Source organism: Zestomonas carbonaria, assembly GCF_904061905.1.
Taxonomy (GTDB): domain Bacteria; phylum Pseudomonadota; class Gammaproteobacteria; order Pseudomonadales; family Pseudomonadaceae; genus Aquipseudomonas; species Aquipseudomonas carbonaria.
Map to the genome: position 1 here is coordinate 23,948 of NZ_CAJFCI010000024.1, position 24,196 is coordinate 48,143.

Genomic DNA, 24,196 nt, shown 5'->3' on the forward strand with positions numbered 1-24,196 from the left:
GGCCGCTTCGCAGGAATGCCTACGCGATGATCTCCATTTTCCATCCGAAACACCTTCTGCCCGCCGTGCTGCTTGCCCTGGCCGCCTGCCAGCCGCAGACCGCTTCGCAACCGGCGAGCCCAGCCCTTTCCCTTGCCCCCTGGGACATTCCGGCCAAGGTCGAGGACCTGCGTTTCCTACCCGACGGCCAGGCGCTGCTGGCCGCCAGCGCGCGCCACGGCCTGTTGCTGCTCGATCGCCAGGGTGCCGAACTGGCGCGCCTGCCGGGTAGCTTCGGCGGCCTGGACAGTCGCGCCGCCGGTAGCGGCGTGGTCGTCGCCAGCCTGGATAACGCCAGCCAGCAGGCCATGCTGGTCGATCTCGACTTGGCAGGCCGACGCTGGGGCGCGCGGCATTACCTGCCGGCGCGCGACTATCCGGTGGCCGGGCTGTGCCTGTATCGCGACGAGGTCGCCAACCTCTACCTGTTCCTGGTCGGCGAAGACGGCCATGGCGAGCAATGGCTGGTCGGCGATGGCCGGCGGCTGCTCGCCGACCCCCGGCGTGTACGCGGCCTGCCGCTGCCGCCGGAGGCGGAGCACTGCCAGGCGGACGATGCCGCCGGCCAGCTTTTCGTCAACGAGGAAAATGTCGGTCTGTGGGCCTATCCGGCACACCCCGAGGCCGACAGCGCACGCGCCCCGGTGGATATGGTCGCGCCCTTCGGCGGTTTGCAGAAAGCCGCCGGCGCCCTGGCCGTGGTGCCGGGCGGGTTGCTGGCGCTGGACCCCGAGGCGGCCGCGCTGCACCTCTACCAGCAGCGAGAGCGGAACTGGGAACGGATCGCCGCGCTGCCGCTGGCCGGTCTGGAAGAGCCGGAGCGGCTGGCGCTGCGCTTGTCCGACAAGGGGCTCGACCTGCTGGTCCTGGACGACGGCGATGGGAAACTCCACCAGGGCACGCTGGACTGGCTGCCGGAAGCGCCGAAACCGGCGGTGCCGCTACCGAACGTCGCCGCGCTGCGACAGAGCGAGCCGGTGGCCCGCCAGGGCGACGCGGCGGACGATCCGGCGATCTGGGTCAACCCCCGTGATCCGGCCGCCAGCCGCGTTCTCGGCACCAACAAGAAGGAAGGGCTGCTGGTCTACGATCTCGACGGCCACCTGCTCCAGGAGCTGCCGGTGGGCCGCCTGAACAACGTCGACGTGCGCCCGAACTTCCAGCTCGGCGCTGGGTGGGTCGACCTGGCGGTGGCCAGCAACCGCGACACCAACAGCCTGAGCATCTTCAGCATCGATCGCGCCAGCGGGGAGTTGAAGGCGGCCGGCGAGGTGCCTACGCCGCTCGGCGAAATCTACGGCATCTGCCTGTTCCAGCCGGCTTCGGGCGAGCTGTATGCCTTCGCCAACGACAAGGACGGCAGCTTCCTGCAATACCGCCTGGATGGCGTCGGCGGCCGGGTGAGCGGGGAACTGGTGCGGCGCTTCCGGGTTGCCAGCCAGCCGGAGGGCTGCGTCGCCGACGACCAGCGCCAGCGCCTGTTCGTCGGCGAGGAGGACGTCGGTGTCTGGGCCCTGGATGCCCGCGCCGATCAACCCGCCGAACTGGCGTCGGTGATGAAAGTGGGTGAGGTGCTGCACGCCGACGTGGAAGGCCTGGCCCTCTACCAGAGCGAGGAACGCGACTACCTGGTGATCTCCAGCCAGGGCAACGACAGCTACGTGGTGCTCGACGCCGAGCCGCCGTTCGCCCTGCGTGGTGCCTTCCGTGTCGGCCTCAACGCCGGGGCCGGCATCGACGGCGCGTCGGAGACCGATGGCCTGGAAGTCACCTCGGCAAACCTCGGTGGGCCTTGGAGCGAAGGGATGCTGGTGGTGCAGGACGGCCGCAAGCGGATGCCCGAGCAGACCCAGAACTTCAAGTTCGTGCCCTGGGCCGAGGTGGCCCGCGCCCTGAAACTGTAGGAGCGGGCCATGCCGGTCGTCATCGGCCGGTAACCGCCAGTACCTGAAATAAGCAGTCGCGAATACGAGGAAAGACCGATGCACAGCACACTCGAACAGATGACCGTCTGGGGCCTGATCGGCGACGCCAGCCTGTTGGTCCAGGGCGTCATGCTGGTCCTGCTGGGCGCCTCGCTGCTCAGTTGGTACCTGATCGTCGAGCGCGGCGCCACCCTGCGACGCACCGAGCTTCGGCTCAGGGACTTCCAGCAGCGCTTCCGCGCCAGCGGCGACCTCACCCAGTTGCAGCGCCCGGAGGCGGAGGTCGGCGAGGACGCAGCCCTGGAACGCATCTTCCAGGCCGGCTACCAGTCCTTCGGGCAACTGCGCCGTGAGCCGGGCATCACCGGCGAGGCGGTGATCGACGGTGTCGAGCGCAGTCTCTACGTGGCCATCGCCGAGCAGGAGGAGCGCCTGGAGAAGGGGCTGGCCGTCCTCGCCACGATCGGCTCGGTGAGTCCCTACATCGGCCTGTTCGGCACCGTGTGGGGGATCATGAACTCCTTCATCGGTCTGTCCCAGGTGCAGCAGGCGACCCTGTCCACCGTCGCCCCGGGCATCGCCGAGGCGCTGATCGCCACCGCCATCGGCCTGTTCGCGGCGATTCCCGCGGTAATCGCCTACAACCGCTTCGCCGCTCGCGCGCAGAGCCTGACCGCCCGCTACTACGCCTTCGGCAACGAGTTGCAGGCGCGCCTGCAACGCCGCCTGCACGGCGCCGCCAACGTCGCCGTCGCGGCCTGAGGAACGCCCCATGCTCGTCCGCCCGCAACGCAGGCACGGTCCCAAGGCCGAAATGAACGTGGTGCCCTACATCGACGTGATGCTGGTACTGCTGGTGATCTTCATGGTCACCGCGCCGATGCTCACCCAGGGGGTGCCGGTGGAATTGCCGAAAGTGGCCGCCGAGGCGTTGCCACGTGACAGCCGGCAATCGATCCTCACCCTCTCGGTGCATGCCGATGGCGGCTACCACTGGAGCCTCGGCGAGGAGCTGGACACCGAGGGGAGCACCGACAGCGCCGTGGCTCTCGACGAGATGACCGCCAAGGTCGCCGCCGTCATCGCCGCGCGCGGCGACACCCAGGTGTACATCCGCGCCGACCAGGACGCCGGCTACGGCCGGGTGGTCGCCGCCATGGCGGCCCTGCGGCAGGGCGGGGTGAGCAACCTCGGCCTGATCACCGAGGCGCCGCGATGAGTGTGCTGGTGATGGACGACTCTTCCACCTTCAGCCTGGCCCCGTCGTACCGCATCCGCTGGCGCAACGCGGTGGCGGCCTTGCTCGCCGTGGGGTTGCACGGCCTGGTGCTGGCATTACTGATGGCCGGCTGGAAGCCCGAACCGCCCGCCGAGCCGTCCGTCCGGGTGTTGACCACCCAACTGGTGAGTCTGCCAACTCCTACGCCTCCCGCACCTCCTGCGCCCGTCGAGCCGGCTGTGGTGCCGCCGTCCGAGCCCGTCGCCGAGCCGGACCCGGCGCCACGGGGCGCCCCGGCCATCGAACAGCAGAAGCTTGAACAGGCGGCGCTGGCCCGCAAGCGGCTGGAGGAGGAGCAACGCCACGAGCGCCTGGCCGAACAGCGCCGCCAGCGGGAACGCGAGCGCCGCGAAGCCGAGCGGCGCGCCGTCGAGGCTGAGCGCCAGGCCGAGATGGCCCGTCGGGCGCAGGAAAGCCTGCTGGCCGCCGAGCGTGCGCGCCAGGCCGAAGCCGCCGCGGCCGCCAGCCGCCAGTACCTGCCCATCGTCAAGCAGGCACCGGACTACCCGCAGCGCGCCCTCGATCGGAGCGTCCAGGGCGATTGCACGGTGGAGTACCGGGTCAATCCGCAGGGCGGCGTGGAGGAGCCCAAGGTGGTCGGCGACTGCCATCCGCTGTTCGTCCGCCCTTCACTGGCGGCGGCGCTGAAGTTCCGTTACCAGCCGCGTGTGATCGACGGCCGGCCTGTCGCCGTACCTGGCGTGCGCAACACCTTCCATTACCGCATCGAGCGTTGATCAGAGCGGCAAGTGCCGCACCCGTGCCCGGCGCTGCTCCTCGGCCAGGAAGCGGCCGATGATCGGCGCCACCGCTTCCGCGCGGGTCACCAGGAACAGGTGGCCGTCGGCGATCACGTGCAGCTCCGCGTTGGGAATCCGCTTGGCCAGCAGGCGCATGTTGGGCAGCGGGATCAGCGGGTCGTCGTCGCCGGCCAGCAGCAGGGTCGGCTGGCGGATCTTGTGCAGCCAGTGGATGCTGGTCCAGCCGAGCCCGGCGAGCAGTTGCAGGTAATAGCCGCGCCGCCCGCCGGAGCGCACCTTGCTAGCATGCGTCAGTGCCAGGCCGGCATCGCGGCGGAAGGCGCCGCCGTAGATGTCCGGGGCGATGCGCGCGCCGTAGGAAGGCTGGATGTAGCGGCGCGGCGTGGCCATCTTCCACAGCACCCCGGGCTTGCCCGGCAGCATGAAAAGGCCGGTGGCGGTCGCGGCGAGGATCAGCTTCTTGCAGCGCTCCGGGTAGTCGCGGGCGAACTGCTGGGCCAGCGCGCCGCCCCAGGACACGCCGATGGCGTTGACCTGGCCGTAGTCCAGGTAATCGAGCATGCGCGACACCAGCTTGGCCAGGCTGGGGAAGCGATAGGGCCGCAGCGGGGTCGAGGAGCCACCCACACCGGGTACGTCGAAGGCGATGATCTCCATGTCGGGGTCGAGCGCCTGGATGAAGGGGAACACCAATTCGAGGTTGGCGCCGATGCCGTTGAAGATCAGCAACGGCGGTATCGGCGAGGTGCCCGGGCGGATGGCGACGCGCAAGTGCTCGCCATCGAACTCGATTGAACGGAAGACAAAGGGTTGCGACATACGATTCGGGTCCTTCTGAAACGCGGTGCGGTGGGTGATCGTTCAGCGCAGGTGCACGTAGGTGCCCGGTGACGACTCGCCGGCGGGATAGGCCTTGCAGCCCAGCTTGGCGGGGGCCTTCCTGGTCTTGCCGGAGCGGTCCTGCAGCCAGGCTTGCCAGTGCGTCCACCAGGAGCCGCTGTGCTTGGTGGAACTGGCCAGCCAGTCGTTGGCATCGGCCGGCAACCCGCTGTTGGTCATGAAGCGTGCCTTGGGGTTGCCCGGCGGGTTGAGGATGCTCTGGATGTGCCCGCTGTTGGACAGCACGAACTCGCACTGGCCGCCGAACAGGTGCACCGAGCGGTAGCAGGCGTCCCAGGGCGTGATGTGGTCGGTGACGCCGGCCACGCAGTAGAAGTCGCTGGTGACCTTCTTCAGGTCGATCGGCGTGCCGCAGACTTCCAGTAGACCGGCGTGGATCAGCGGGTTGGTCCGGTACATCTCGATGAACTCGCCGTGCAGCGCCGCCGGCAGGTTGGTGGTGTCGTTGTTCCAGTAGAGGATGTCGAACGCCGGCGGCTCGTTGCCGAGCAGGTAGTTGTTGATCCAGTAGTTCCAGATCAGGTCGTTGGGACGCATCCAGGCGAACACCTTGGCCAGGTCGCGGCCTTCCAGCACGCCGGCCTGGTAGGAGTGACGCTTGGCGGCTTCCAGGGTTTTCTCGTCGGCGAACAGGGCGACCTGGGTGTCGACGCGGGTGTCCAGCACGCTGACCACGAGGGTGAAGGCATGCACCTTGCTCTCGCCCAGGGCGGCGTAATGGCCCAGCAGCGAAGACATGGTGCCGCCGCCGGAACAGGCGCCGGTCATGTTCAGGTCCGGGCTGCCGGTGATGGCCAGCACCGCGTCGATGGCTTCCTTGAGCGCCTCGATGTAGGTGGACAGGCCCCACTCGCGTTGCTCCTTGCCCGGATTGCGCCAACTGACCACGAAGGTCTGGATACCGCTGCCGACCAGGAAGCGCGCCATGCTCTTCTCCGGCGACAGGTCGAACACGTAGAACTTGTTGATCTGCGGCGGCACCACCAGCAGCGGCCGCTCATGGACCTGCTCGGTGCTCGGCCGGTACTGGATCAGCTCCAGCACTTCGTTGCGGAACACCACGGCGCCCGGGGTCGTGGCCAGGTTGCGGCCCACCTCGAAGGCTTCCTTGTTCACCTGGCTGGGCATGCCGCCGTTGTCGATCAGATCCTTGGCCAGGTTGGAAAGGCCGTCGAGCAGGCTCTTGCCGCCGGTCTCGTAGAAACGCTTGAGCACCGCCGGGCTGGCCAGGGTGTTGGTCGGCGACATGGCATCGGTGAGCAGGCTGATGACGAACTGGCCGCGGCTGGCATCCTGCTCGGAGAGATTGCTGGTGCTGATCCATTCGTTCAGCTCCTTGCTCCAGGCCAGGTAGGTCTGCATGTAGCGGCGGAACAGCGGGTTCTCCTTCCAGGCCGGATCGACGAAGCGTTTGTCCCCCTCGTCGGGCTGCAATGCCGAGCGGCCGAACAGGATATTCCTCAACTCGCCGCCCAGGGCGGCAGCGTGCTTGGCGCTGTGCAGGGGCTGCCTGAGAACTTGCCGGAGCACCATGCGCGCACTGCTGAGCAGATCACGCCCGCGAGGACCGACCACCGGGTTCAGGTTCAAGGTGTACTCGGACGCCTGTTGAGAAAGCTCGAGGTCTTTCTTGTTGTGCATGATGGGAGCTCCATACGACATGCGAAGTCCCCGGCAGGGCAGGGACGACGCGACCCTCGGGCCAGGACAGGTGATGGAGAGGCGAGCGGCACCGACCGCTGGTTCTGCTCCCGGCCCTGCGTTACAGCCCAAGGGCATGGGGTTTCTGTCTATCAGTGGTTTTCGAGGCGGCTGGATGAGCACTCGCGGGTGGGATCGGCGAGATGACGCTTCGAAGCCAGTGTCAATGAGGCGGAGCGCCCGCAAAAGCACTCGAAAGTACGGTTTTTCCGGACGGTAGGGACTGGCCTGGCGCCAAGTGATTAGTGCTTTGGTGGGATATTTGGAGGGGTTATCGGCAGCGCTGCCCTGGCTGGCGAAGCGCCTGGAAGGTCATTTCCGTCTATAGCTCTTCTTGCCGCCAGGTGTCAGGCAGTACACCCCGCCGCGTGGGCCCGTGCAGAACGTGCTGGTGCCGCACGGGCAATCGCTAGTGTTGTCGTCGAGCAGTTGCCGGGGCTGTGCGGGGGAGGTGCCGCCCCGTCCCATGTAGGCCGCGCAGTTTCTCTTCGAACCGCTGATCGAGCCATCGTTGCACAGGAACAACTCGCCATCGCAGCCGGCGATGCCGCCCTTCTTGCCGGAGCAGGGGGGATTCGCGGCGAGGGCCGAGGGGGCGGCAAGCACGAGCAGCAGGAAGGCGGCCAGGCCGAACGTCGGCATCCAGGCTTGGGGAAGCGATAAGGGCACGGGCCGATCTCCCAAGGGGTGATGGCCAGATGCTATTCGCCTTCGCTGGGCAAGAAAAGCGCTCCGGTCGGGCTCGGAAGACGCAAACGAAAAGGCCCCGGGTGCGAACACCTGGGGCCTTTCATTCATATGGCGCACTCGGCGGGATTCGAACCCACGACCCCTGCCTTCGGAGGGCAGTACTCTATCCAGCTGAGCTACGAGTGCGTTGCGGGGCGCAATCATACGCATCTCCCCGGCGGGCGTCCATGCCGGGGATATCGTTCGCGATCCCGAACGGCAGGAGCTTTTTTGGCCGGTTTTGTCCAGAAAAGCCGATTGATGCTCGACCTTTCGTTAATTTTTTCGAACATCCTATTGCCCTTTGTCCCCCCGGCCCCTAGGATTCGTTTGAGATTTCAAACGCCTGGCGGTGCAGGGCAGGGAACTCCGGGAGCGATGGCGACTCCCTGGTTTCAGGGCCGACGAACGACCGCCCGGGCGAGTCCACCAGACAACAAGCAGCGAGGCCCGGTGGCGCCGGGTGTCGTGTATTCACCATCTACCCGTTTCCGGGTGTCGGGTTTCAGGAGACTGCCATGCAATTGAAAGACGCCACGCTGTTCCGCCAGCAAGCCTATATCGACGGCACCTGGCAGGACGCCGACAGCGGCCAGACCATCAAGGTCAACAACCCGGCCACTGGCGAGATCCTCGGCACCGTGCCGAAGATGGGCGCTGCCGAGACCCGCCGTGCCATCGAGGCCGCCGACCGTGCGCTGCCGGCCTGGCGCGCGCTGACCGCCAAGGAGCGCGCGCAGAAGCTGCGCAAGTGGTTCGAGCTGATCATGGCCAACCAGGACGACCTGGGCCGCCTGATGACCCTGGAGCAGGGCAAGCCGCTGGCCGAGGCCAAGGGCGAGATCGCCTACGCGGCTTCGTTCATCGAGTGGTTCGCCGAGGAAGGCAAGCGCATCTATGGCGACACCATTCCCGGCCACCAGCCGGACAAGCGCATCATCGTCATCAAGCAGCCGATCGGCGTCACCGCCGCCATCACCCCGTGGAACTTCCCGGCCGCGATGATCACCCGCAAGGCCGGCCCGGCGCTGGCCGCCGGCTGCACCATGGTGCTCAAGCCGGCTTCGCAGACGCCGTATTCCGCCCTGGCGCTGGCCGAACTGGCCGAGCGCGCGGGCATCCCGAAAGGCGTGTTCAGCGTGATCACCGGCAGCGCCGGCGAAGTGGGCAGCGAGCTGACCGGCAACCCGATCGTGCGCAAGCTGACCTTCACCGGCTCCACCGAGATTGGCCGCCAGTTGATGGCCGAGTGCGCCAGGGACATCAAGAAGGTGTCGCTGGAGCTGGGCGGCAACGCGCCGTTCATCGTCTTCGACGACGCCGACCTGGATGCCGCCGTGGAAGGCGCGCTGATCTCCAAGTACCGCAACAACGGCCAGACCTGCGTGTGCGCCAACCGCCTGTACGTGCAGGACGGCGTCTACGACGCCTTCGTCGAGAAGCTCAAGGCCGCGGTGGCCAGGCTGAAGATCGGCAACGGCCTGGAAGACGGCACCACCACCGGTCCGCTGATCGACGACAAGGCGGTGAAGAAGGTCGAGGAGCACATCGCCGACGCGGTGAGCAAGGGCGCCAAGGTGGTTGCCGGCGGCAAGCCGCACGCCCTGGGTGGCAGCTTCTTCGAGCCGACCATCCTGGTCGACGTGCCGGCCACTGCGGCGGTGGCCAAGGAAGAGACCTTCGGCCCGCTGGCGCCGCTGTTCCGCTTCAAGGACGAGGCCGAAGTGATCGCCATGGCCAACGACACCGAGTTCGGCCTGGCCTCGTACTTCTACGCCCGCGACCTGTCCCGCGTGTTCCGCGTGGCCGAGGCGCTGGAATACGGCATGGTCGGCATCAACACCGGGCTGATCTCCAACGAAGTGGCGCCGTTCGGCGGCATCAAGGCTTCGGGCCTGGGCCGCGAGGGTTCCAAGTACGGGATCGAGGACTACCTGGAGATCAAGTATCTCTGCCTCGGTCTCTGAGACTGGAGGGTGGGCCGGGTGCGGTCCACCAGACAAGGTTCAATACTGTTCGGTGGGCTGAAGCCCACCCTACGAATTGATTCGACGGGGCAAGGCGCGAAAGAGCGCGCGGCGGCCCAGCGGTACCCCTGAACACACGGCCTCCGGCAAGCCTGCGCAGTCGATCATCGTATGCCGCGCGGCTCCTTCCCGGAGGCGTTTTCCTTGGACCTAGCCGCACGATGAGCGGCCAATGAGGACACCATGAGCAAGACCAACGAATCCCTGCTGCAACGCCGTGCCGCCGCCGTCGCCCGCGGCGTCAGCCAGATCCACCCGATCGTCGCCGAGCGCGCCGAGAACGCCACCGTGTGGGACGTCGAGGGCCGCGAGTACATCGACTTCGCCGGCGGCATCGCGGTGCTCAACACCGGCCACCTGCATCCGAAGGTGATCGCCGCGGTGCAGGAGCAACTGACCAAGCTGTCGCACACCTGCTTCCAGGTGCTGGCCTACGAGCCGTACATCGAGCTGTGCGAGGAAATCGCCAAGCGCGTGCCGGGCAGCTTCGCCAAGAAGACCCTGCTGGTCACCTCCGGCTCCGAGGCGGTGGAGAACGCGGTGAAGATCGCCCGCGCCGCCACCGGCCGCGCCGGCGTGATCGCCTTCACCGGCGCCTACCACGGCCGCACCATGATGACCCTCGGCCTGACCGGCAAGGTAGTGCCGTACTCCGCCGGCATGGGCCTGATGCCCGGCGGCATCTTCCGCGCCCTGGCGCCTTGCGAGCTGCATGGCATCAGCGAGGACGAATCGATCGCCAGCATCGAGCGCATCTTCAAGAACGACGCCCAGCCGCAGGACATCGCCGCGATCATCATTGAGCCGGTGCAGGGCGAAGGCGGCTTCTACGTCAACTCCAAGGCCTTCATGCAGCGCCTGCGCGCCCTGTGCGACCAGCACGGCATCCTGCTGATCGCCGACGAAGTGCAGACCGGCGCCGGCCGTACCGGCACCTTCTTCGCCACCGAGCAACTGGGCATCGTCCCGGACCTGACCACCTTCGCCAAGTCGGTCGGCGGCGGCTTCCCGATCTCCGGGGTGTGCGGCAAGGCCGAGATCATGGACGCCATCGCTCCGGGCGGCCTCGGCGGCACCTACGCCGGTAGCCCGATCGCCTGCGCCGCGGCCCTGGCGGTGATGAAGGTGTTCGACGAGGAGAAACTGCTGGAGCGTTCGCAGGCGCTCGGCGAGAAGCTCAAGGCCGGCCTCGACGCCATCGCCGCCAAGCACAAGGTGATCGGCGACGTGCGCGGCCTGGGCTCGATGGTCGCCATCGAGCTGTTCGAAGGCGGCGACCATGACAAGCCGGCCGCCGAGCTGGTCGGCAAGATCGTTGCCCGTGCTCGCGAGAAGGGCCTGATCCTGCTGTCCTGCGGTACCTACTACAACGTCATCCGCTTCCTGATGCCGGTCACCATCCCGGACGCGCAACTGGAAAAGGGCCTCGCCATCGTCGCCGAGTGCTTCGACGAACTGGCCTGATCCAGCCGTATGGAAAAGACCCGCTGCGGCGGGTCTTTTTTCGTCTACGACAAAAGGCGGGCTGGTCGAGTGCCGGGACCTCGGCTAATGTTCCGGGTTTTCTTTCGGGGATTCACGATGGGCGAGCAGGGAGCTGGCGCAGGGCCGCGGGTGGTGATTGCCGAAGGCGACCCGTGGAGTCGCGAGTTGCTTGCCAACCTGGTGCGCAACGTGCGCGGCGACGCCCGCCTCGAGCTGTGCGCCGATGGCCATGCGGCGCTGGCGGCCTGCCGCGCGAAACTGCCCGACCTGGTGCTCGCCGACCGTGCGCTGCCGGGGCTGGATGGTCTTTCCCTGTTGCGCGAGTTGCGTCGCGGCCGGCGCAAGCCGCCGCTGCCGTTCATCCTGATGAGCGAGCGCAGCGATGCCGCCAGCGTGCGCGAAGCCTTGCCGCTGGCGCCCAGCGCCTATCTGGTCAAGCCGCTGAATCTCGAAGCCTTGAGCAAACGCCTGGGCGAGTTGTTGCTGGCTCCCGGCCAGGAGCCGGTGCAGGTAAGCGCCGGGCTGCCGGCGAACGCCACGCTGGACGCCTACCTGCAGGGGCAGCGGGAACGTTCCGTCGGCGCGCCGCTGCTCGAAGAGGTGCGCGTCGCCCTGGGGCGCCGCCTGAATGCCGCCGAGCTCGACCTCTCCACCTTGCAGGACGACTTCGCCCGCGACCCGCAGATCACCGCCCGCCTGATCGCCGCCGCCAACAGCGCCGCCCTGCACGCCGGCCGTTCCTGTCAGACCCTGAGCCAGGCCCTCGCCCGGCTGGGCGTGGCGCACAGCCTCAACCTGGTGCTGGGGCTGGCCCTGCAACGCAGCGCCGCGCTCGAGGACGAAATGCTGGCGCAGCGCGCCGGGCAGTTCTGGCTGTTGTCGCAACGCAGCGCCGAACTCGCCGCGCTGCTGGCGAGGCTCTGCCAGGGCGATGCCGAGCGCTGCTACAGCGCCGGGCTGCTGCATTGCCTCGGCGACCTGGCATTGCTGCGCTGCCTGCAGGATTGGCAACTGGCGGGCGGCGAGCTGGACGAAGCGCAGGTGGACAACGCGCTACGCCGGCATGCCGCCGGTTTCGGCTCGGCGTTGCGTACCCGCTGGCGGCTGCCGCTGGAGCTGCGCGAGCTGATCGCCGCGACCTGGCAGCTCGGCGGCGGGGTCTACTCGCGCGACGTGCTGGTCCTCCACCTGGCCGCGCAACTGGCGCGCCTGCCGGCCGAACGGGGCGTCGAGGACCTGCTGGACAACAAGGCCGTGCAGATGCTGCGCCTCGATGTCGCAGCCCTGCAGCGTGTGCGGGAGCTGGTCGAAGGGTAGGTGGATGGGGGTGGCCACCACCCTCTCCCCAGCCCTCTCCCATGAATGGGAGAGGGAGCCGTCCGCGTAGGCGGCTAGCATCGTAGCCCGGATGAAACCCGGGGAAGCCGGCAACTCCGCGTCCCGGATTGCATCCGGGCTACAGGAAAAGTCACTCCTCTCCCATTTATGGGAGAGGGGCCGGGGGAGAGGGAGCGGCGGTCCGGGCGCGCAGGATGCCGAACAGGAAACGGCTACCCCCCAACCTTCCGCAACCGCTCCAGATCGACGATCTCGATGCCCCCATAGGTCAGGCGCAGGATGCCCTGGGCTTCCAACTCCTTGAGTATCTGGTTGGTGGTCTGCCGGGAGATCGCCAGCATCAGCGCCAGTTGTTCCTGGGCCAGGTGGATTTCCCGCCGCTCGCCGCTGGCCCAGCCGTAGCCCTCGGCGATCATCACCAGGCGCCGCGCCAGGCGGGGTGCGGCGGGTAGCAGGCTCATCTCTTCCAGGGCGATGAACGCCAGGCGCAGCTTCTGGCTCATCAGCAGGGCGAACTCGCGCCAGTAGCGCGGCTGGCGTTCCAGCAGGCCGAGCAGCGCCGCCTGCGGCACGTTGAGCAGCAGGCAGGGGCCTTCGGCGTAGGCGTCGTGGGTGCGGGGCTGGCCGTCGAACAGGGAGATTTCGCCGAACCAGGAGGGCGGTTCGATCAGGGTCAGCAGTGCTTCCTTGCCGCTCAGGCCGACCGCGCCGATGCGGATGCCGCCTTCGAGCACCGCGTACAGCCCGCAGGGCTTGTCGCCGCGACTGAACAGCCGCTGCCCGGCGTCCAGGCGGCGGAGGACGGCGGCGTCCAGCAGGCTCTCCTGCAGGTCGGCCGGCAGGTGGCTGAACCAGTGGCCGCTGAGCAGCAGCGGGCGGTGGGCGTGGATGTCGGTCATGCTTCTCCCGGGGTTTGTCGCCTAGCCGACAGTGCAGCCGGCGGGCTGGCGGCATTATTGTCGTATCTGCCTGCGATGCGAGGATAACCATAATGAAAACGCTCACCGACTACCTTGGCCAATACGCGGAGTACCACCGTGATCGACGCAATATCGCCAGCCATTTCATCGGCATTCCCATGATCGTCCTGGCCGTCGCCGTACTGCTGTCGCGGCCGGGGCTGGAGCTGGGCGGCCTGTGGCTGTCGCCGGCGGCGCTGGTGGCGCTGGCCGCTGCGTGGTTCTACCTGCGCCTGGACCTGCGTTTCGGCGTGGTGATGGCCGTGCTGCTTGCCTTCTGCCTGTGGGGCGGGGCGGTCCTGGCGGTGCAGGGCACGGCGCTGTGGCTCGGCGCTGGCGTGGGGCTGTTCGTGGTCGGCTGGGTGATCCAGTTCATCGGCCATTACTACGAGGGCCGCAAGCCGGCGTTCGTCGACGACCTGATGGGGCTGGTGGTCGGGCCGCTGTTCGTGGTCGCCGAACTGGCCTTCCTGCTCGGCCTGCGCGATGAGGTGCGCCGCGAGGTGGAAGAGCGCGCCGGACCGACCTGCATCCGCGAGCGCAAGGCCGCTATCTGACGCTCCCCATCGAGCGCGGCGATATCCATCGCCGCGCGCGGGCAAGGCTCAGTTGAGACTCAGCAACTGCCCGGTCAGCGAGCGGGTGTGCCGGTCGACCATGGTCGGCGCGAAGGGCCGGCCCGAGCTGCTGATCATGGCGGTGGTGCCGCTGTTCAGGTCGCTGAGGGCAACCTTCAGGTACTGCCAGCGGGTCATGAGCTTGTCCAGCTCCGCCGGGTTCTGCACGCTCAACTGGCTGAACTCGCTGTCGATGCTCGGGACCAGCTTGCGTTCATCCTGGCCGAGATAGTGTTCGCCGTCTTCCCTGGCGATCTCGAAGGTGCCGATGTAGGCGCGGAACAGGTACTGCACCGCCAGGTATTCGATCTGCACCGGGATCTGTTCGAGCGGAGCGCTGTCCGCCTGCTGGCTGACGACGGCCAGGAAGTCGCGCAGGGCCTTGCTCAGGCTGTGGGTATAGTCCCAGGGCACGTCTTCCTCGTTCTGGCCGAAGGCCGCGCCACGGCGCAGTTCGGCGGCCAGTTCGCGGTGGGCCTGGCGCATCTCGTCGGTGACCTGGGGACCTTGCAGGGTGGCCGCCAGGGTCGCGAGGTCGTTGTTCATGCGTTCGAGGTGCTGGCTCTGGAAGCCTTCGCCACGGTACAGCAGAAGGCTGCTGGTGGCGCGACAGGCCTGGACCTGCAGGGCTTCGAGGGTATTGCCGGGCTGGGCCGAGGCGAGGGAGGCGAAGCTGGCGAGCAACACCAGGCTCCAGGCGAGGAGGGAGTGCCGTACTGCTGGGTTACGCATGCCGAGGTGCTCCTTGAATTATTGTTTTGAGCGGTTCGGGAATGGGGCCGGAGCACAGATTACAGTGCCGGCGCGGTCAGGATATTACTCCAAAGTGTGATTTTTTCCGTGCGCCAGCGCCGGCTCAGGCGTACTGGTCGTGCAACTGGCGAAGTATCCGGGCGCTGGCGTCGTCGGCTGGGAAGAAAGTTTCCAGCGCCAGTTCGGCGAGGGTAACGTCCACCGCCGTGCCGAACACCGTGGTGGTACTGATCAGGCTCAGCGGCCCCCAGGGCGTATCCAGTTGCAGAGGCACCAGCACGCCGCCGGGTGTGGCGGGCTCGGCCGGCGCCGGGTAGCCGGTCAGCTCGGCGAGCAGCTCCGCCAGGGCAGGGTCGGCGCTGACTTCCAGGTCGCGTTGCAGGCGCGCCAGCAGGTGCGCGCGCCATTGGCCGAGGTTGCGGATGCGCGGCGCCAGGCCCTGTGGATGCAGGCTGAGGCGCAGCACGTTGAGCGGCGGTTGCAGCAGTTCTTCCGGCAGGTCGGCGAGCAGCGGCGGGACGCAGCGGTTGGCGGCCAGCAACTGCCAGTGGCGGTCGATGGCCAGCGCCGGGTTGGGCTCGTGGGCGGCGAGCAACTGGTCGATGGCGTCGCGCGCGGCCTGCAATGCCGGGTCGTCGAGCGGCCGTTCGCCGTAGGGCGGGGCGTAGCCGCCGGCGATCAGCAGCAGGTTGCGCTCGCGCAGGGGGATCTGCAGGCGCTCGGCCAGGTGCAGGAGCATCTCGCGGCTGGGCCGCGCGCGGCCGGTCTCGACGAAGCTCAGGTGGCGCGTGGAGATATCGGCCTCGCAGGCGAGGTCGAGCTGGCTGAGGCGGCGGCGCTGGCGCCACTGGCGGAGCAGGGCGCCGACCGGGAGGGCTGTGCTGTTCATGGCTATCGACGATAGACCCGCCTGGTCAACACGGCCATTACCTGGCGGGTAATCGACGCGCTGCGCGAATCGGCGAAACCTAGGCCCAGGCGCCAATCCCGGCGTCGGATTCTGGAGGATTCGCCATGACCACCGTGCAACCTTCCCTGCTGCTTCGCCGTGTCCTGCTCGCCGATGGCCTGATCAGCGGCGCCACCGGGCTACTGATGCTGTTCGCCACCGACTGGCTGAGCGCCTTCCTCGAACTGCCGCGCGGGCTGTTGCTCGGCGCTGGCGCCAGCCTGCTGCCGTTCGCCCTGGGGCTGTTCTGGCTGGCCCGCTGCGAGACCCTGCCGCGCCTGGCGGTGTGGGTGGTGATCGGCATCAACGCGCTGTGGGTGATCGACAGCATCTGGCTGCTGGTCGCCGGCGGGCTGGCACCGAACCTGTTCGGTTATGCCTTCGTGATCGCCCAGGCCGTGGCGGTGGCGCTGTTCGCCGAATTGCAGTGGTTCGGCCTGAAGCGTTCGCAGCCGGTGCTGGCTTGATCCGGGACCGCCTGCTCCGTAGGAGCGGCCCATGGCCGCGAATCGCGCGCATGGCGCGCTCCTACGGGAGCGCAGGGTGCTTAGAACCAGCCGCGCAGCGCCAGGTCCGAGCCCAGCAACAGCAGGCCGATGAAGAACCAGCGGCGGAAACGCTCCGGGCTGATCCGCCGCCGCAGCCATTGGCCGCCGGCCATGCCGAGCAGTGCCGGGATCAGCGCCAGTGCGGAAGTCCCCAGCACCTGCGGCTCCAGCAGCGAGCCATGCTGGCCGAGGCTCAACGCCAGGGCCAGGGTGGACATGCTGAACGACAGCCCCAAGGCGCGCACCAGATCGTCCCTTTCCAGGCCGATGGCTTGCAGGTAGGGCACCGCCGGAATGACGAAGACCCCGGTGACCGCGGTGATCGCCCCGGTCAGCGTGCCGACCAGCGGCGCCAGCCAGGGTTCGTGGGCCGGCGCCACGTGGAAATGCACCGCCGCCAGGCCGAGCGCCGCATAGATCACCAGCGCCGCGCCGAGCAGTTGCGTGGCCTGCGGCAGTTCGGTGCCGCGCATCAGCGCCGCCGTGCCCAGGGTGCCGGCGGCGATCCCCAGCAGCATCGGCCACAGGCGGCGCAGCATGGGCAGCGGGCTGCGGCCATCGGCGAGTTGCCAGAGGTTGGTCACCGCCGAGGGGACGATGAGCAGCGCCGCAGCCTGCATCGGCGGCATCACCAGGCCGAGCAGGCCCATGGCGATGGTCGGCAGGCCGAGGCCGACCACGCCCTTGATCAGCCCCGCGAGGAGGAATACGGCGAGGATCAGCGTCAGGTTGGCGGCGAATCCTTCAAGCATCATGGGGCTCCCGGTGCGGGTGGTGGCTGTCGGCCGGCGCCTGTGCGCGGTCGTGCAGGCCGTAGTCGCGCAGCACGCTGGCGATGCGCAGGCGGTAGTCGGAGAAGAGCTGCGAGCGCCCGGCGGCCTGCGCATGGCGGTGCGCTTCCTGCTGGCGCCAGGTGGTGATGGACGCTTCGTCCTGCCAGAACGAAAGGGACAGTATCTTGCCCGGCGTCTTCAGGCTCTGGAAGCGTTCGATGGAAATGAAACCGTGCTGGCCGTCGAGCAGCGAATGCAGTTCGGCGGCGATGTCCAGGTAGTCCTGCCGGAGGCCGGGGCGGGCCTCGGCTTCGAAGATCACGGCGAACATGGCGATTCTCCTCGTGGGGCTGGCGTGTCGGGGATTTCGGGTCCAGTATCTCCAGCGGCAGTCAGCCATGTTTCATCGCGAGGTGAACAATGGAATACACACCGGGAATCAGTTCGACGGCCGCCCTGCTCGCCGACCCGGGGCGCGCGTCGATGATCTGGGCGCTGATGGATGGCAGCGCGCGGCCGGCCGGCGAGCTGGCGCTGCTGGCCGGCCTGTCGCCGTCGTCGACCAGCGCGCACCTGGCCAAGCTGGTCGAAGGCGGCCTGCTGGTTCAAGAAAGCCACGGGCGCAATCGCTACTACAAGCTCGCCGGGCCGGAGGTCGGCCAGGCGGTGGAGGCCCTGGCCAGCGCCGCCCTGGCCGCGCAACCGCGCAAGACCCGGGTGGTCCCGGCTTCGCGCGGCACGCCGCTGGCCCTGCGCGAGGCGCGCACCTGCTACGACCATCTGGCCGGCGCGCTGGCCGTCGGTCTGTTCGAGCGCATGACCGCCGCCGGCTGGCTGGTTCATCAGGGCAAGCAGGTGCAGCTCAGCGAGGCCGGCGCGGCGGCCCTGGGCGCGTTGGGTATCGATCTCGAGGCCCTGCGCAAGCGTCGCCGGCAACTGGCCTGCGCCTGCCCCGACTGGAGCGAGCGCAAGCCGCACCTGGGCGGAGCCTTGGGCGCGGCATTGCTGGAAACCTGCAAGCAGGCGGGCTGGCTGCGCCCGTCCGCCTGCTCGCGGGCGCTGCACGTGTCGCCGCAGGGGCGAAGGGAGATCGGCAGGATCGCGGCGTCGTAGGGTGGGCCGGGCGGCCCACCCTACGATGCAATCCTCAGCCGTGGGCGATCGGCTGGCCGGCCTTGGGTTTGAAGTAGAGGGTCTCGCCACGCACCAGGCCGGCCAGGCTGTCGTGGTCCTTGACCACTTCGGCCTCGATCAGCTCGTCCTGGCCGTCGACCTTGAGCGTCACCCGGGTGATCGCGCCGAGCGGGCGGATGTCGCGGACTTCCGCCGGGCAATGCTCGGCGATGGCGCTGCGCGACAGCGACACCTCGTGGGGTCGGAACAGCACGTGGTGGTCCTCGCCGATGAACAGGCGGTTGGCGTCGCCGAGGAAGTGGTAGACGAAGTCGCTCTTCGGGTTCTCGTAGACCTCGCCCGGCGCGCCGATCTGCTCGATCACGCCCTTGTTCATCACTACGATGCGGTCGGCGACTTCCATCGCTTCTTCCTGGTCGTGGGTCACGAATACGCTGGTCAGGTGCACCTCGTCGTGCAGGCGCGCCAGCCAGCGGCGCAGTTCCTTGCGGACCTTGGCGTCGAGGGCGCCGAACGGTTCGTCGAGCAGCAGTACCTTGGGCTCCACCGCCAGGGCGCGGGCCAGGGCGATGCGCTGGCGCTGGCCGCCGGAGAGCTGTTCCGGGTAGCGGTCGGCGAGCCAGTCGAGCTGCACCAGGCCGAGCAGGTCGTGGACCTTCTGCTTGATCTGGCTTTCGTTGGGGCGGATCGCCTTGGGCTTCATGCGCAGGCCGAAGGCGACGTTGTCGAACACCGTCATGTGGCGGAACAGCGCGTAGTGCTGGAACACGAAGCCGACGTTGCGGTCGCGCACGTCGCGGCCGGAGACGTCTTCGCCGTGGAACACGATGTTGCCGGTGTCCGGGGTTTCCAGGCCGGCGATGATGCGCAGCAGGGTGGTCTTGCCGCAACCGGACGGGCCGAGCAGGGCGACCAGTTCGCCGCTCTGGATGTCCAGGTTGATGTCGTCCAGCGCCTTGAAGGCATTGAAGTTCTTGCTGACGTTACGGATTTCGATCGACATGAATTATTCCTCCGCGTCGCTGTGACGTAGGCGGTTGATGCGCGACTCGCTCCACTGCTTGAGCAGCAGGATGACCAGCGCCATGGCCAGCAGCAGGCTGGCGACGCTGAACGCGGCGACGTGGTTGTATTCGTTGTAGAGGATCTCGACGTGCAGCGGCAGGGTGTTGGTGAAGCCCCGGATGTGCCCGGAGACCACCGATACCGCGCCGAACTCGCCCATCGCCCGCGCGGTGCACAGCACCACGCCGTAGATCAGGCCCCATTTGATGTTGGGCAGGGTCACGTGCCAGAACATCTGCCAGCCGTTGGCGCCGAGCAGGCGCGCGGCTTCCTCTTCCTGGGTGCCCTGTTCCTGCATCAGCGGGATCAGCTCGCGGGCCACGAAGGGCACGGTGACGAACAGGGTGGCCAGGACGATGCCGGGCACGGCGAAGATGATCTGGATGTCATGGTCCTGCAGCCAGGGACCGAACCAGCCCTGGGCACCGAACATCAGCACGTAGATCAGGCCGGCGATCACCGGCGATACCGAGAACGGCAGGTCGATCAGGGTGACCAGCACGCTCTTGCCACGGAACTCGTACTTGCTCACGCACCAGGCGGCGGCGACGCCGAACACCAGGTTGAGCGGCACCGAGATACCCACGGCGATCAGCGTCAGCTTCAGGGCGGCGATAGCGTCCGGCTCGAAGATCGCGCTGAAGAAGGTGCCGATGCCGAGCTTCAGCGCTTCGCTGAGCACCACGAAGAGCGGCAGCACCAGGAACAGCACGAACACCAGCCAGGCGCTGATGACCAGCAGGCGGCGCCCCAGCGCGTTGCCGCGGCGCGCGGCGTTGGCGGCGGAGGTGGCCGTCAGGGTTGCGGATGACATGGCGGGCTCCTCCTCAGGGGGTCGAAATGCGGCGCTGCAGCAGGTTGATCAGCAGCAGCAGGATGAACGCCACCACCAGCATCAGCACGCCGATGGCAGTGGCCCCGGTGTAGTCGTACTGGTCCAGCTTGACCATGATCAGCAGCGGCAGGATTTCGGTCTTCATCGGCATGTTGCCGGCGATGAAGATCACCGAGCCGTACTCGCCGACCCCGCGCGCGAAGGCCAGTGCGAAGCCGGTCAGCCAGGCCGGCAACAGCGCCGGCAGCAGCACGTGGCGGAACACCTGCAGCGGTTTGGCTCCCAGGCAGGCGGCGGCTTCCTCGACTTCCTTGGGAATGTCGGCCAGTACCGGCTGCAGGGTGCGCACCACGAAGGGCAGGGTCACGAAGGTCAGTGCCAGGGTGATGCCCAGCGGCGTGTAGGCGACCTTGAAACCGAGCGCGGTGGCCCACTGGCCGAGCAGGCCGGCGGGCGCGTACAGCGCGGTGAGGGCGATGCCGGCCACCGCGGTGGGCAGGGCGAACGGCAGATCGATCATAGCCTCGATGATCTTGCGGCCGGGGAACACGTAGCGCACCAGCACCCAGGCCAGCAGGGTGCCGATCACCCCGTTGAGCAGGGCGGCGGCCAGCGCGGTGCCGAAGGAAAGCTTGAGCGCGGCGAGTACTCGGGGCGCGGAAATGATGGCCCAGAACTGTTCCCAGGTGAGCTGGGCCGCGTGGATGAACATCGCGGCCAGGGGGATCAGCACCAACAGGCTGAGATACACCAGGGTGTAGCCCAGCGTCAGCCCGAAGCCGGGTATGACGGGGGAGGTACGTCGAGACATCGTCTGTCCTTTATCTGCGTTGGAACGCTTGGAGACTCGGCCGGGCCGCGTCTTCCGGTCGGTCGAATCGACCTGGCCCGCTCGCGACAAAGGGAAGCCTGCGGCTTCCCTCTCTCGTTCCGGCACGGGGCGGCGATTCTAACCCCTACGTCCGCGGGGTGGGTCGGGAAGCGTAGCGCCGATACCCATTGCCGTGGGGCCGAGGCATCGATGGGTGTCGCTTCGGACCCATCCCGCGAACCGTTCGCCGGTCAGTTCGCCTTGTAGATCTGGTCGAACACGCCGCCATCGTTGAAGAACTTCGGCTGGGCGGTCTTCCAGCCACCGAAATCGCCGTCGATGGTCACCAGCTTGAGGCTGGAGAACTGCTGGCTGAACTCCTTGGCGATCTCCTGGTTGCGCGGGCGGTAGAAGTGCTTGGCCGCCAGGCGCTGGCCCTCGTCGCTGTACAGGTAGTTCAGGTAGGCCTCGGCGACCTTGCGGGTGCCCTTGCGATCGACGTTCTTGTCGACCACGGTCACCGGCGGCTCAGCCAGGATGGACAGCGAAGGTGCCACGATCTCGAGGTTGTCGCCACCTTCTTCCTTCAGGGCCAGGAAGGCTTCGTTTTCCCAGGCCAGCAACACGTCGCCGATCTTGTTGTTGACGAAGGTGATGGTCGAGCCACGGGCGCCGGTGTCGAGGACCGGGACATTCTGGTACAGCTTCTCGACGAATTCCTGGGCCTTCTCTTCGCTGCCGTACTGCTGCTGGGCGTAGGCCCAGGCGGCGAGGAAGTTCCAGCGCGCGCCGCCGGAGGTCTTCGGGTTCGGGGTGATGACGCCGACGCCCGGCTTGACCAGGTCATCCCAGTCCTTGATGCCTTTCGGGTTACCCTTGCGCACCAGGAACACGATGGTCGAGGTGTAGGGAGTGCTGGCGTCCGGCAGGCGGCTCTGCCAGTCCTCGGGGATCAGCTTGCCGAGCTTGTACAGCTCGTCGATGTCGCCGGCCAGGGCCAGGGTCACCACGTCGGCGCGCAGGCCGTCGATCACCGCGCGGGCCTGCTTGCCCGACCCGCCGTGGGATTGCTGGATGGTCACCGGCTCGTTGCCCTGGGCTTGCCAGTGCGTGTTGAAGGCCTTGTTGAACTCAACGTACAGCTCGCGGGTCGGGTCGTAGGAGACGTTCAGCAGGGTCTCCGCGGCGATGGCGGGACCGGCGATCAGGCTGCTGGCCAGGGCGGCCAGGGCAAAACGGCGAATGGACATGGTGTAGCTCCTGGAAATTCGGTTGGCTCGGGGTTGGCTGATTATTGTTTCGGCTTCTGGGGCCGCATTCGCGAACGACGGCACTGCACGGGCATGCTCGCGCTGTCTTTATGTGAACTGGGGTTCATGCGGCGTTCCTCCGGCGGTCCGGTCGGGATGGGCGGGTCAGGACTGCTTGCCGTGGGGCTGCTGCAGGCGGAACTTTTCCTTGCGCTCGATCTGGACGACTTGGCCGTTGTGTACGGTGATTTCCACCGAGCCGAATCGCAGGCCCTGAAGGGCGCTGTGGATCTCGCGCAGGATGCCGGCTTCGTCTTGGCCTTCGATGCTGCGAAGAGGGGCGCTCATCTCGATCTGCTCCTATGAAGAAGTACCCGCGACACAGGGGACGCTGGGCGTGGAGCGGATAGTAGAAGGCAACTGAATATTCTGAAAAATACTATTTAAGAATTTTAATATTCGAATTGGTTTTATGCGTGGGCGACGAGTGTCGCCAATACGCGCGCGCTCCTGTTTAATGCAGCGCCTCGAACCACGGGAGCCAGCCAGTATTCCAGTGAAGGGATCGCGACGGGCCGGTTCTGAAAGACATTCGTTTGGGGATTCGTATGAAAGCGCTTCGCACCTGCCTGTGTGCAGCCCTCTGCTGCTTGTTGCCCGGCATCGCTTCGGCGGCCGAACTGGATGGCGCCAGCCTGAGCCTGGCCTGGGCCGCTCCCTTCGTCGGCATCCTGCTGTCGATTGCCCTGCTGCCGATCCTCGCCAGCCACCTCTGGCACCATCACTTCGGCAAGATCACCGCGGCCTGGGCGCTGGCCTTCCTGGTTCCCTTCGCGGTCAGTTTCGGCCTGCACGACAGCGCCGCCCTGGTGGTGCATGCGCTGCTCGCCGAGTACATCCCCTTCATCATCCTGCTGTTCGCGCTGTACACCATTTCCGGCGGCATCCTGGTATGGGGCAACCTGCACGGCTCGCCGGCGCTGAACACCGGCCTGCTGGCGCTCGGCACGCTGCTCGCCTCGCTGATGGGCACCACCGGCGCGGCCATGCTGCTGATCCGCCCGCTACTGCGCGCCAACGACAACCGCAAGCACCGCGTGCACGTGGTGGTGTTCTTCATCTTCCTGGTCGCCAACATCGGCGGCGGCCTGACCCCGCTGGGCGATCCGCCGCTGTTCCTCGGCTTCCTGAAGGGCGTCGACTTCCTGTGGACCGTCGAGCACATGGCCGCGCCGGTGGCGCTGCTGTCGGCGGCGCTGCTGGCGATCTTCTACCTGGTCGACCGCTACTTCTACGCCAAGGAGGACGAACTGCTGGCCAAGGACCCGACCCCGGATTCGCCGCTCAGGCTGTACGGCAAGTGGAACCTGCTGCTGGTCGTCGGCGTGGTCGGCGCGGTGCTGATGTCCGGGGTGTGGAAGCCGGGCATCCGCTTCGACGTCATGGGGACCCCGGTGGAGTTGCAGAACCTGGTTCGCGATGTGCTGCTGATCGGCCTGGCGCTGGTCTCCCTGGCGATCACCCCGAAGCAGGTGCGCGCCGGCAACGAGTTCGACTGGGGGCCGATCCTCGAAGTGGGCAAGCTGTTCGCCGGCATCTTCGTCACCATCGCCCCGGCCATCGCCATCCTGCGCGCCGGCAGCGAAGGGCAACTGGCGTCGCTGGTGGCGCTGGTCTCCGGCGCCGACGGCCAGCCGATCGATGCCTGGTACTTCTGGCTGTCCGGCGCGCTGTCGAGCTTCCTGGACAACGCGCCGACCTACCTGGTGTTCTTCAACCTGGCTGCAGGTGATGCGCAGGTACTGATGCAACAACTGCCCGGCACCCTGCTGGCGATTTCCATGGGCTCGGTGTTCATGGGCGCGATGACCTACATCGGCAACGCGCCGAACTTCATGGTCAAGGCCATCGCCGAGCAGCGCGGCGTAGCCATGCCGAGCTTCTTCGGTTACCTGGCCTGGTCGTGCGCGATCCTGCTGCCGCTGTTCGTGCTGTTGAGCCTGGCGTTCTTCCTGTAGGTGTTTTCTGGGTCCCCGCGAACGCGGGGAGCCATTACATAACGTAGGAGCGGGCCATGCCCGCGATCGCGCGCATGGCGCGCTCCTACAGGTTTCTGCCTGTCGCTGTTGATGGGTATCGCTTCGCTGACGCGTCGTCCCCGCGAACGCGGGGAGCCATTACATAACGTAGGAGCGGGCCATGCCCGCGATCGCGCGCATGCGCGCTCCTACAGGTTTCTGCCTGTCGCTGTTGATGGGTATCGCTTCGCTGACGCGTCGTCCCCGCGAACGCGGGGAGCCATTACATAACGTAGGAGC

Annotated in this window: 24 protein-coding genes and 1 tRNA gene; 11 read left to right on the forward strand and 14 right to left on the reverse strand. The window is 67.4% G+C overall.

Features of this window, described 5'->3' with window-relative positions:
* Nucleotides 1–26: 26 nt before the first annotated feature.
* The 4 genes from PSEWESI4_RS04540 (at nt 27) to PSEWESI4_RS04555 (ending at nt 3,980) form a co-directional block, all read left to right on the forward strand.
* A complete protein-coding gene (locus PSEWESI4_RS04540) occupies nt 27–1,943 on the forward strand; it encodes a phytase (protein WP_187669994.1) in 1,917 nt (638 codons plus the stop codon).
* A gap of 78 nt (nt 1,944–2,021) precedes the next feature.
* Nucleotides 2,022–2,726 carry a protein TolQ gene (gene tolQ / locus PSEWESI4_RS04545; RefSeq protein ID WP_187669995.1) on the forward strand — a complete coding sequence of 235 codons (705 nt, stop codon included), beginning with the start codon at nt 2,022–2,024 and terminating at the stop codon, nt 2,724–2,726.
* A 10-nt stretch (nt 2,727–2,736) separates the two neighbouring features.
* On the forward strand, nt 2,737–3,183 hold the full coding sequence (tolR, locus tag PSEWESI4_RS04550) for a protein TolR (RefSeq protein ID WP_187669996.1): 447 nt from the start codon (nt 2,737–2,739) through the stop codon (nt 3,181–3,183).
* Nucleotides 3,180–3,980 carry an energy transducer TonB gene (locus tag PSEWESI4_RS04555; protein WP_187669997.1) on the forward strand — a complete coding sequence of 267 codons (801 nt, stop codon included), beginning with the start codon at nt 3,180–3,182 and terminating at the stop codon, nt 3,978–3,980. The genes tolR and PSEWESI4_RS04555 overlap by 4 nt, the downstream gene beginning before the upstream one ends.
* Here the strand turns inward: PSEWESI4_RS04555 and phaZ are convergent, their stop codons facing one another.
* The 4 genes from phaZ to PSEWESI4_RS04575 form a co-directional block, all read right to left on the reverse strand.
* Entirely contained in the window at nt 3,981–4,823 is an 843-nt protein-coding gene (phaZ, locus tag PSEWESI4_RS04560) for a poly(3-hydroxyalkanoate) depolymerase (protein ID WP_187669998.1), read from the reverse strand. It abuts the gene before it with no gap.
* A 42-nt stretch (nt 4,824–4,865) separates the two neighbouring features.
* Nucleotides 4,866–6,545 carry a class II poly(R)-hydroxyalkanoic acid synthase gene (gene phaC / locus PSEWESI4_RS04565; protein WP_187669999.1) on the reverse strand — a complete coding sequence of 560 codons (1,680 nt, stop codon included), beginning with the start codon at nt 6,543–6,545 and terminating at the stop codon, nt 4,866–4,868.
* A gap of 372 nt (nt 6,546–6,917) precedes the next feature.
* Nucleotides 6,918–7,274 (reverse strand): YdcA family protein, encoded by a 357-nt coding sequence (locus tag PSEWESI4_RS04570; RefSeq protein ID WP_187670000.1) that lies wholly within the window; start codon nt 7,272–7,274, stop codon nt 6,918–6,920.
* A gap of 130 nt (nt 7,275–7,404) precedes the next feature.
* Nucleotides 7,405–7,481 (reverse strand) — tRNA-Arg (locus tag PSEWESI4_RS04575).
* 371 nt (nt 7,482–7,852) lie between these two features.
* On the opposite strand from PSEWESI4_RS04575, the gene gabD reads away from it, so the two are divergent.
* The 3 genes from gabD to PSEWESI4_RS04590 all read left to right on the forward strand — a co-directional run bounded on the left by gabD (nt 7,853) and on the right by PSEWESI4_RS04590 (nt 12,163).
* The gene (gabD, locus tag PSEWESI4_RS04580; protein ID WP_187670001.1) at nt 7,853–9,301 is read left to right on the forward strand and encodes an NADP-dependent succinate-semialdehyde dehydrogenase; all 1,449 of its coding nucleotides are present in this window, start codon (nt 7,853–7,855) and stop codon (nt 9,299–9,301) included.
* Between the two features lie 243 nt (nt 9,302–9,544).
* A complete protein-coding gene (gene gabT, locus PSEWESI4_RS04585; protein ID WP_187670002.1) occupies nt 9,545–10,825 on the forward strand; it encodes a 4-aminobutyrate--2-oxoglutarate transaminase in 1,281 nt (426 codons plus the stop codon).
* A 117-nt stretch (nt 10,826–10,942) separates the two neighbouring features.
* Entirely contained in the window at nt 10,943–12,163 is a 1,221-nt protein-coding gene (locus PSEWESI4_RS04590) for an HDOD domain-containing protein (protein ID WP_187670003.1), read from the forward strand.
* Between the two features lie 233 nt (nt 12,164–12,396).
* Here the strand turns inward: PSEWESI4_RS04590 and PSEWESI4_RS04595 are convergent, their stop codons facing one another.
* A complete protein-coding gene (locus tag PSEWESI4_RS04595; RefSeq protein WP_187670004.1) occupies nt 12,397–13,083 on the reverse strand; it encodes a Crp/Fnr family transcriptional regulator in 687 nt (228 codons plus the stop codon).
* A 92-nt stretch (nt 13,084–13,175) separates the two neighbouring features.
* On the opposite strand from PSEWESI4_RS04595, the gene PSEWESI4_RS04600 reads away from it, so the two are divergent.
* Entirely contained in the window at nt 13,176–13,700 is a 525-nt protein-coding gene (locus PSEWESI4_RS04600; RefSeq protein ID WP_187670005.1) for an Mpo1 family 2-hydroxy fatty acid dioxygenase, read from the forward strand.
* Nucleotides 13,701–13,748: 48 nt separating this feature from the next.
* On the opposite strand, the gene PSEWESI4_RS04605 is transcribed toward PSEWESI4_RS04600, so the two are convergent.
* Together PSEWESI4_RS04605 and PSEWESI4_RS04610 are read right to left on the reverse strand one after the other, a co-directional pair.
* Nucleotides 13,749–14,492 (reverse strand): hypothetical protein, encoded by a 744-nt coding sequence (locus PSEWESI4_RS04605; protein WP_187670006.1) that lies wholly within the window; start codon nt 14,490–14,492, stop codon nt 13,749–13,751.
* Between the two features lie 124 nt (nt 14,493–14,616).
* A complete protein-coding gene (locus PSEWESI4_RS04610; protein WP_187670007.1) occupies nt 14,617–15,402 on the reverse strand; it encodes a helix-turn-helix transcriptional regulator in 786 nt (261 codons plus the stop codon).
* 125 nt (nt 15,403–15,527) lie between these two features.
* On the opposite strand from PSEWESI4_RS04610, the gene PSEWESI4_RS04615 reads away from it, so the two are divergent.
* A complete protein-coding gene (locus tag PSEWESI4_RS04615; protein ID WP_187670008.1) occupies nt 15,528–15,929 on the forward strand; it encodes a hypothetical protein in 402 nt (133 codons plus the stop codon).
* 80 nt (nt 15,930–16,009) lie between these two features.
* On the opposite strand, the gene PSEWESI4_RS04620 is transcribed toward PSEWESI4_RS04615, so the two are convergent.
* Nucleotides 16,010–16,765 carry a sulfite exporter TauE/SafE family protein gene (locus PSEWESI4_RS04620; RefSeq protein ID WP_235978874.1) on the reverse strand — a complete coding sequence of 252 codons (756 nt, stop codon included), beginning with the start codon at nt 16,763–16,765 and terminating at the stop codon, nt 16,010–16,012.
* Nucleotides 16,755–17,114, reverse strand: coding sequence for an antibiotic biosynthesis monooxygenase family protein (locus PSEWESI4_RS04625; RefSeq protein ID WP_187670009.1), 360 nt, complete (start codon nt 17,112–17,114; stop codon nt 16,755–16,757). The genes PSEWESI4_RS04620 and PSEWESI4_RS04625 overlap by 11 nt, the downstream gene beginning before the upstream one ends.
* Nucleotides 17,115–17,203: 89 nt before the next feature.
* Here PSEWESI4_RS04625 and PSEWESI4_RS04630 point away from each other — a divergent pair, with 89 nt between their 5' ends.
* Nucleotides 17,204–17,896: an ArsR/SmtB family transcription factor gene (locus PSEWESI4_RS04630; RefSeq protein ID WP_187670010.1), complete on the forward strand. Its 693-nt coding sequence runs from the start codon at nt 17,204–17,206 to the stop codon at nt 17,894–17,896.
* A 34-nt stretch (nt 17,897–17,930) separates the two neighbouring features.
* Here the strand turns inward: PSEWESI4_RS04630 and PSEWESI4_RS04635 are convergent, their stop codons facing one another.
* The 5 genes from PSEWESI4_RS04635 to oscA form a co-directional block, all read right to left on the reverse strand.
* Nucleotides 17,931–18,920 (reverse strand): sulfate/molybdate ABC transporter ATP-binding protein, encoded by a 990-nt coding sequence (locus PSEWESI4_RS04635; RefSeq protein ID WP_187670011.1) that lies wholly within the window; start codon nt 18,918–18,920, stop codon nt 17,931–17,933.
* Nucleotides 18,921–18,923: 3 nt separating this feature from the next.
* Complete coding sequence (gene cysW, locus PSEWESI4_RS04640) at nt 18,924–19,796, reverse strand: sulfate ABC transporter permease subunit CysW (protein WP_187670012.1); 873 nt, start codon at nt 19,794–19,796, stop codon at nt 18,924–18,926.
* Nucleotides 19,797–19,809: 13 nt separating this feature from the next.
* Complete coding sequence (gene cysT, locus PSEWESI4_RS04645; protein WP_187670013.1) at nt 19,810–20,628, reverse strand: sulfate ABC transporter permease subunit CysT; 819 nt, start codon at nt 20,626–20,628, stop codon at nt 19,810–19,812.
* A 251-nt stretch (nt 20,629–20,879) separates the two neighbouring features.
* On the reverse strand, nt 20,880–21,878 hold the full coding sequence (locus PSEWESI4_RS04650; RefSeq protein WP_187670014.1) for a sulfate ABC transporter substrate-binding protein: 999 nt from the start codon (nt 21,876–21,878) through the stop codon (nt 20,880–20,882).
* Nucleotides 21,879–22,043: 165 nt separating this feature from the next.
* Entirely contained in the window at nt 22,044–22,226 is a 183-nt protein-coding gene (gene oscA / locus PSEWESI4_RS04655) for a sulfur starvation response protein OscA (RefSeq protein ID WP_187670015.1), read from the reverse strand.
* Between the two features lie 260 nt (nt 22,227–22,486).
* Here oscA and PSEWESI4_RS04660 point away from each other — a divergent pair, with 260 nt between their 5' ends.
* Nucleotides 22,487–23,896: a sodium:proton antiporter gene (locus PSEWESI4_RS04660; RefSeq protein ID WP_187670016.1), complete on the forward strand. Its 1,410-nt coding sequence runs from the start codon at nt 22,487–22,489 to the stop codon at nt 23,894–23,896.
* The last annotated feature ends 300 nt before the right edge of the window (nt 23,897–24,196 follow it).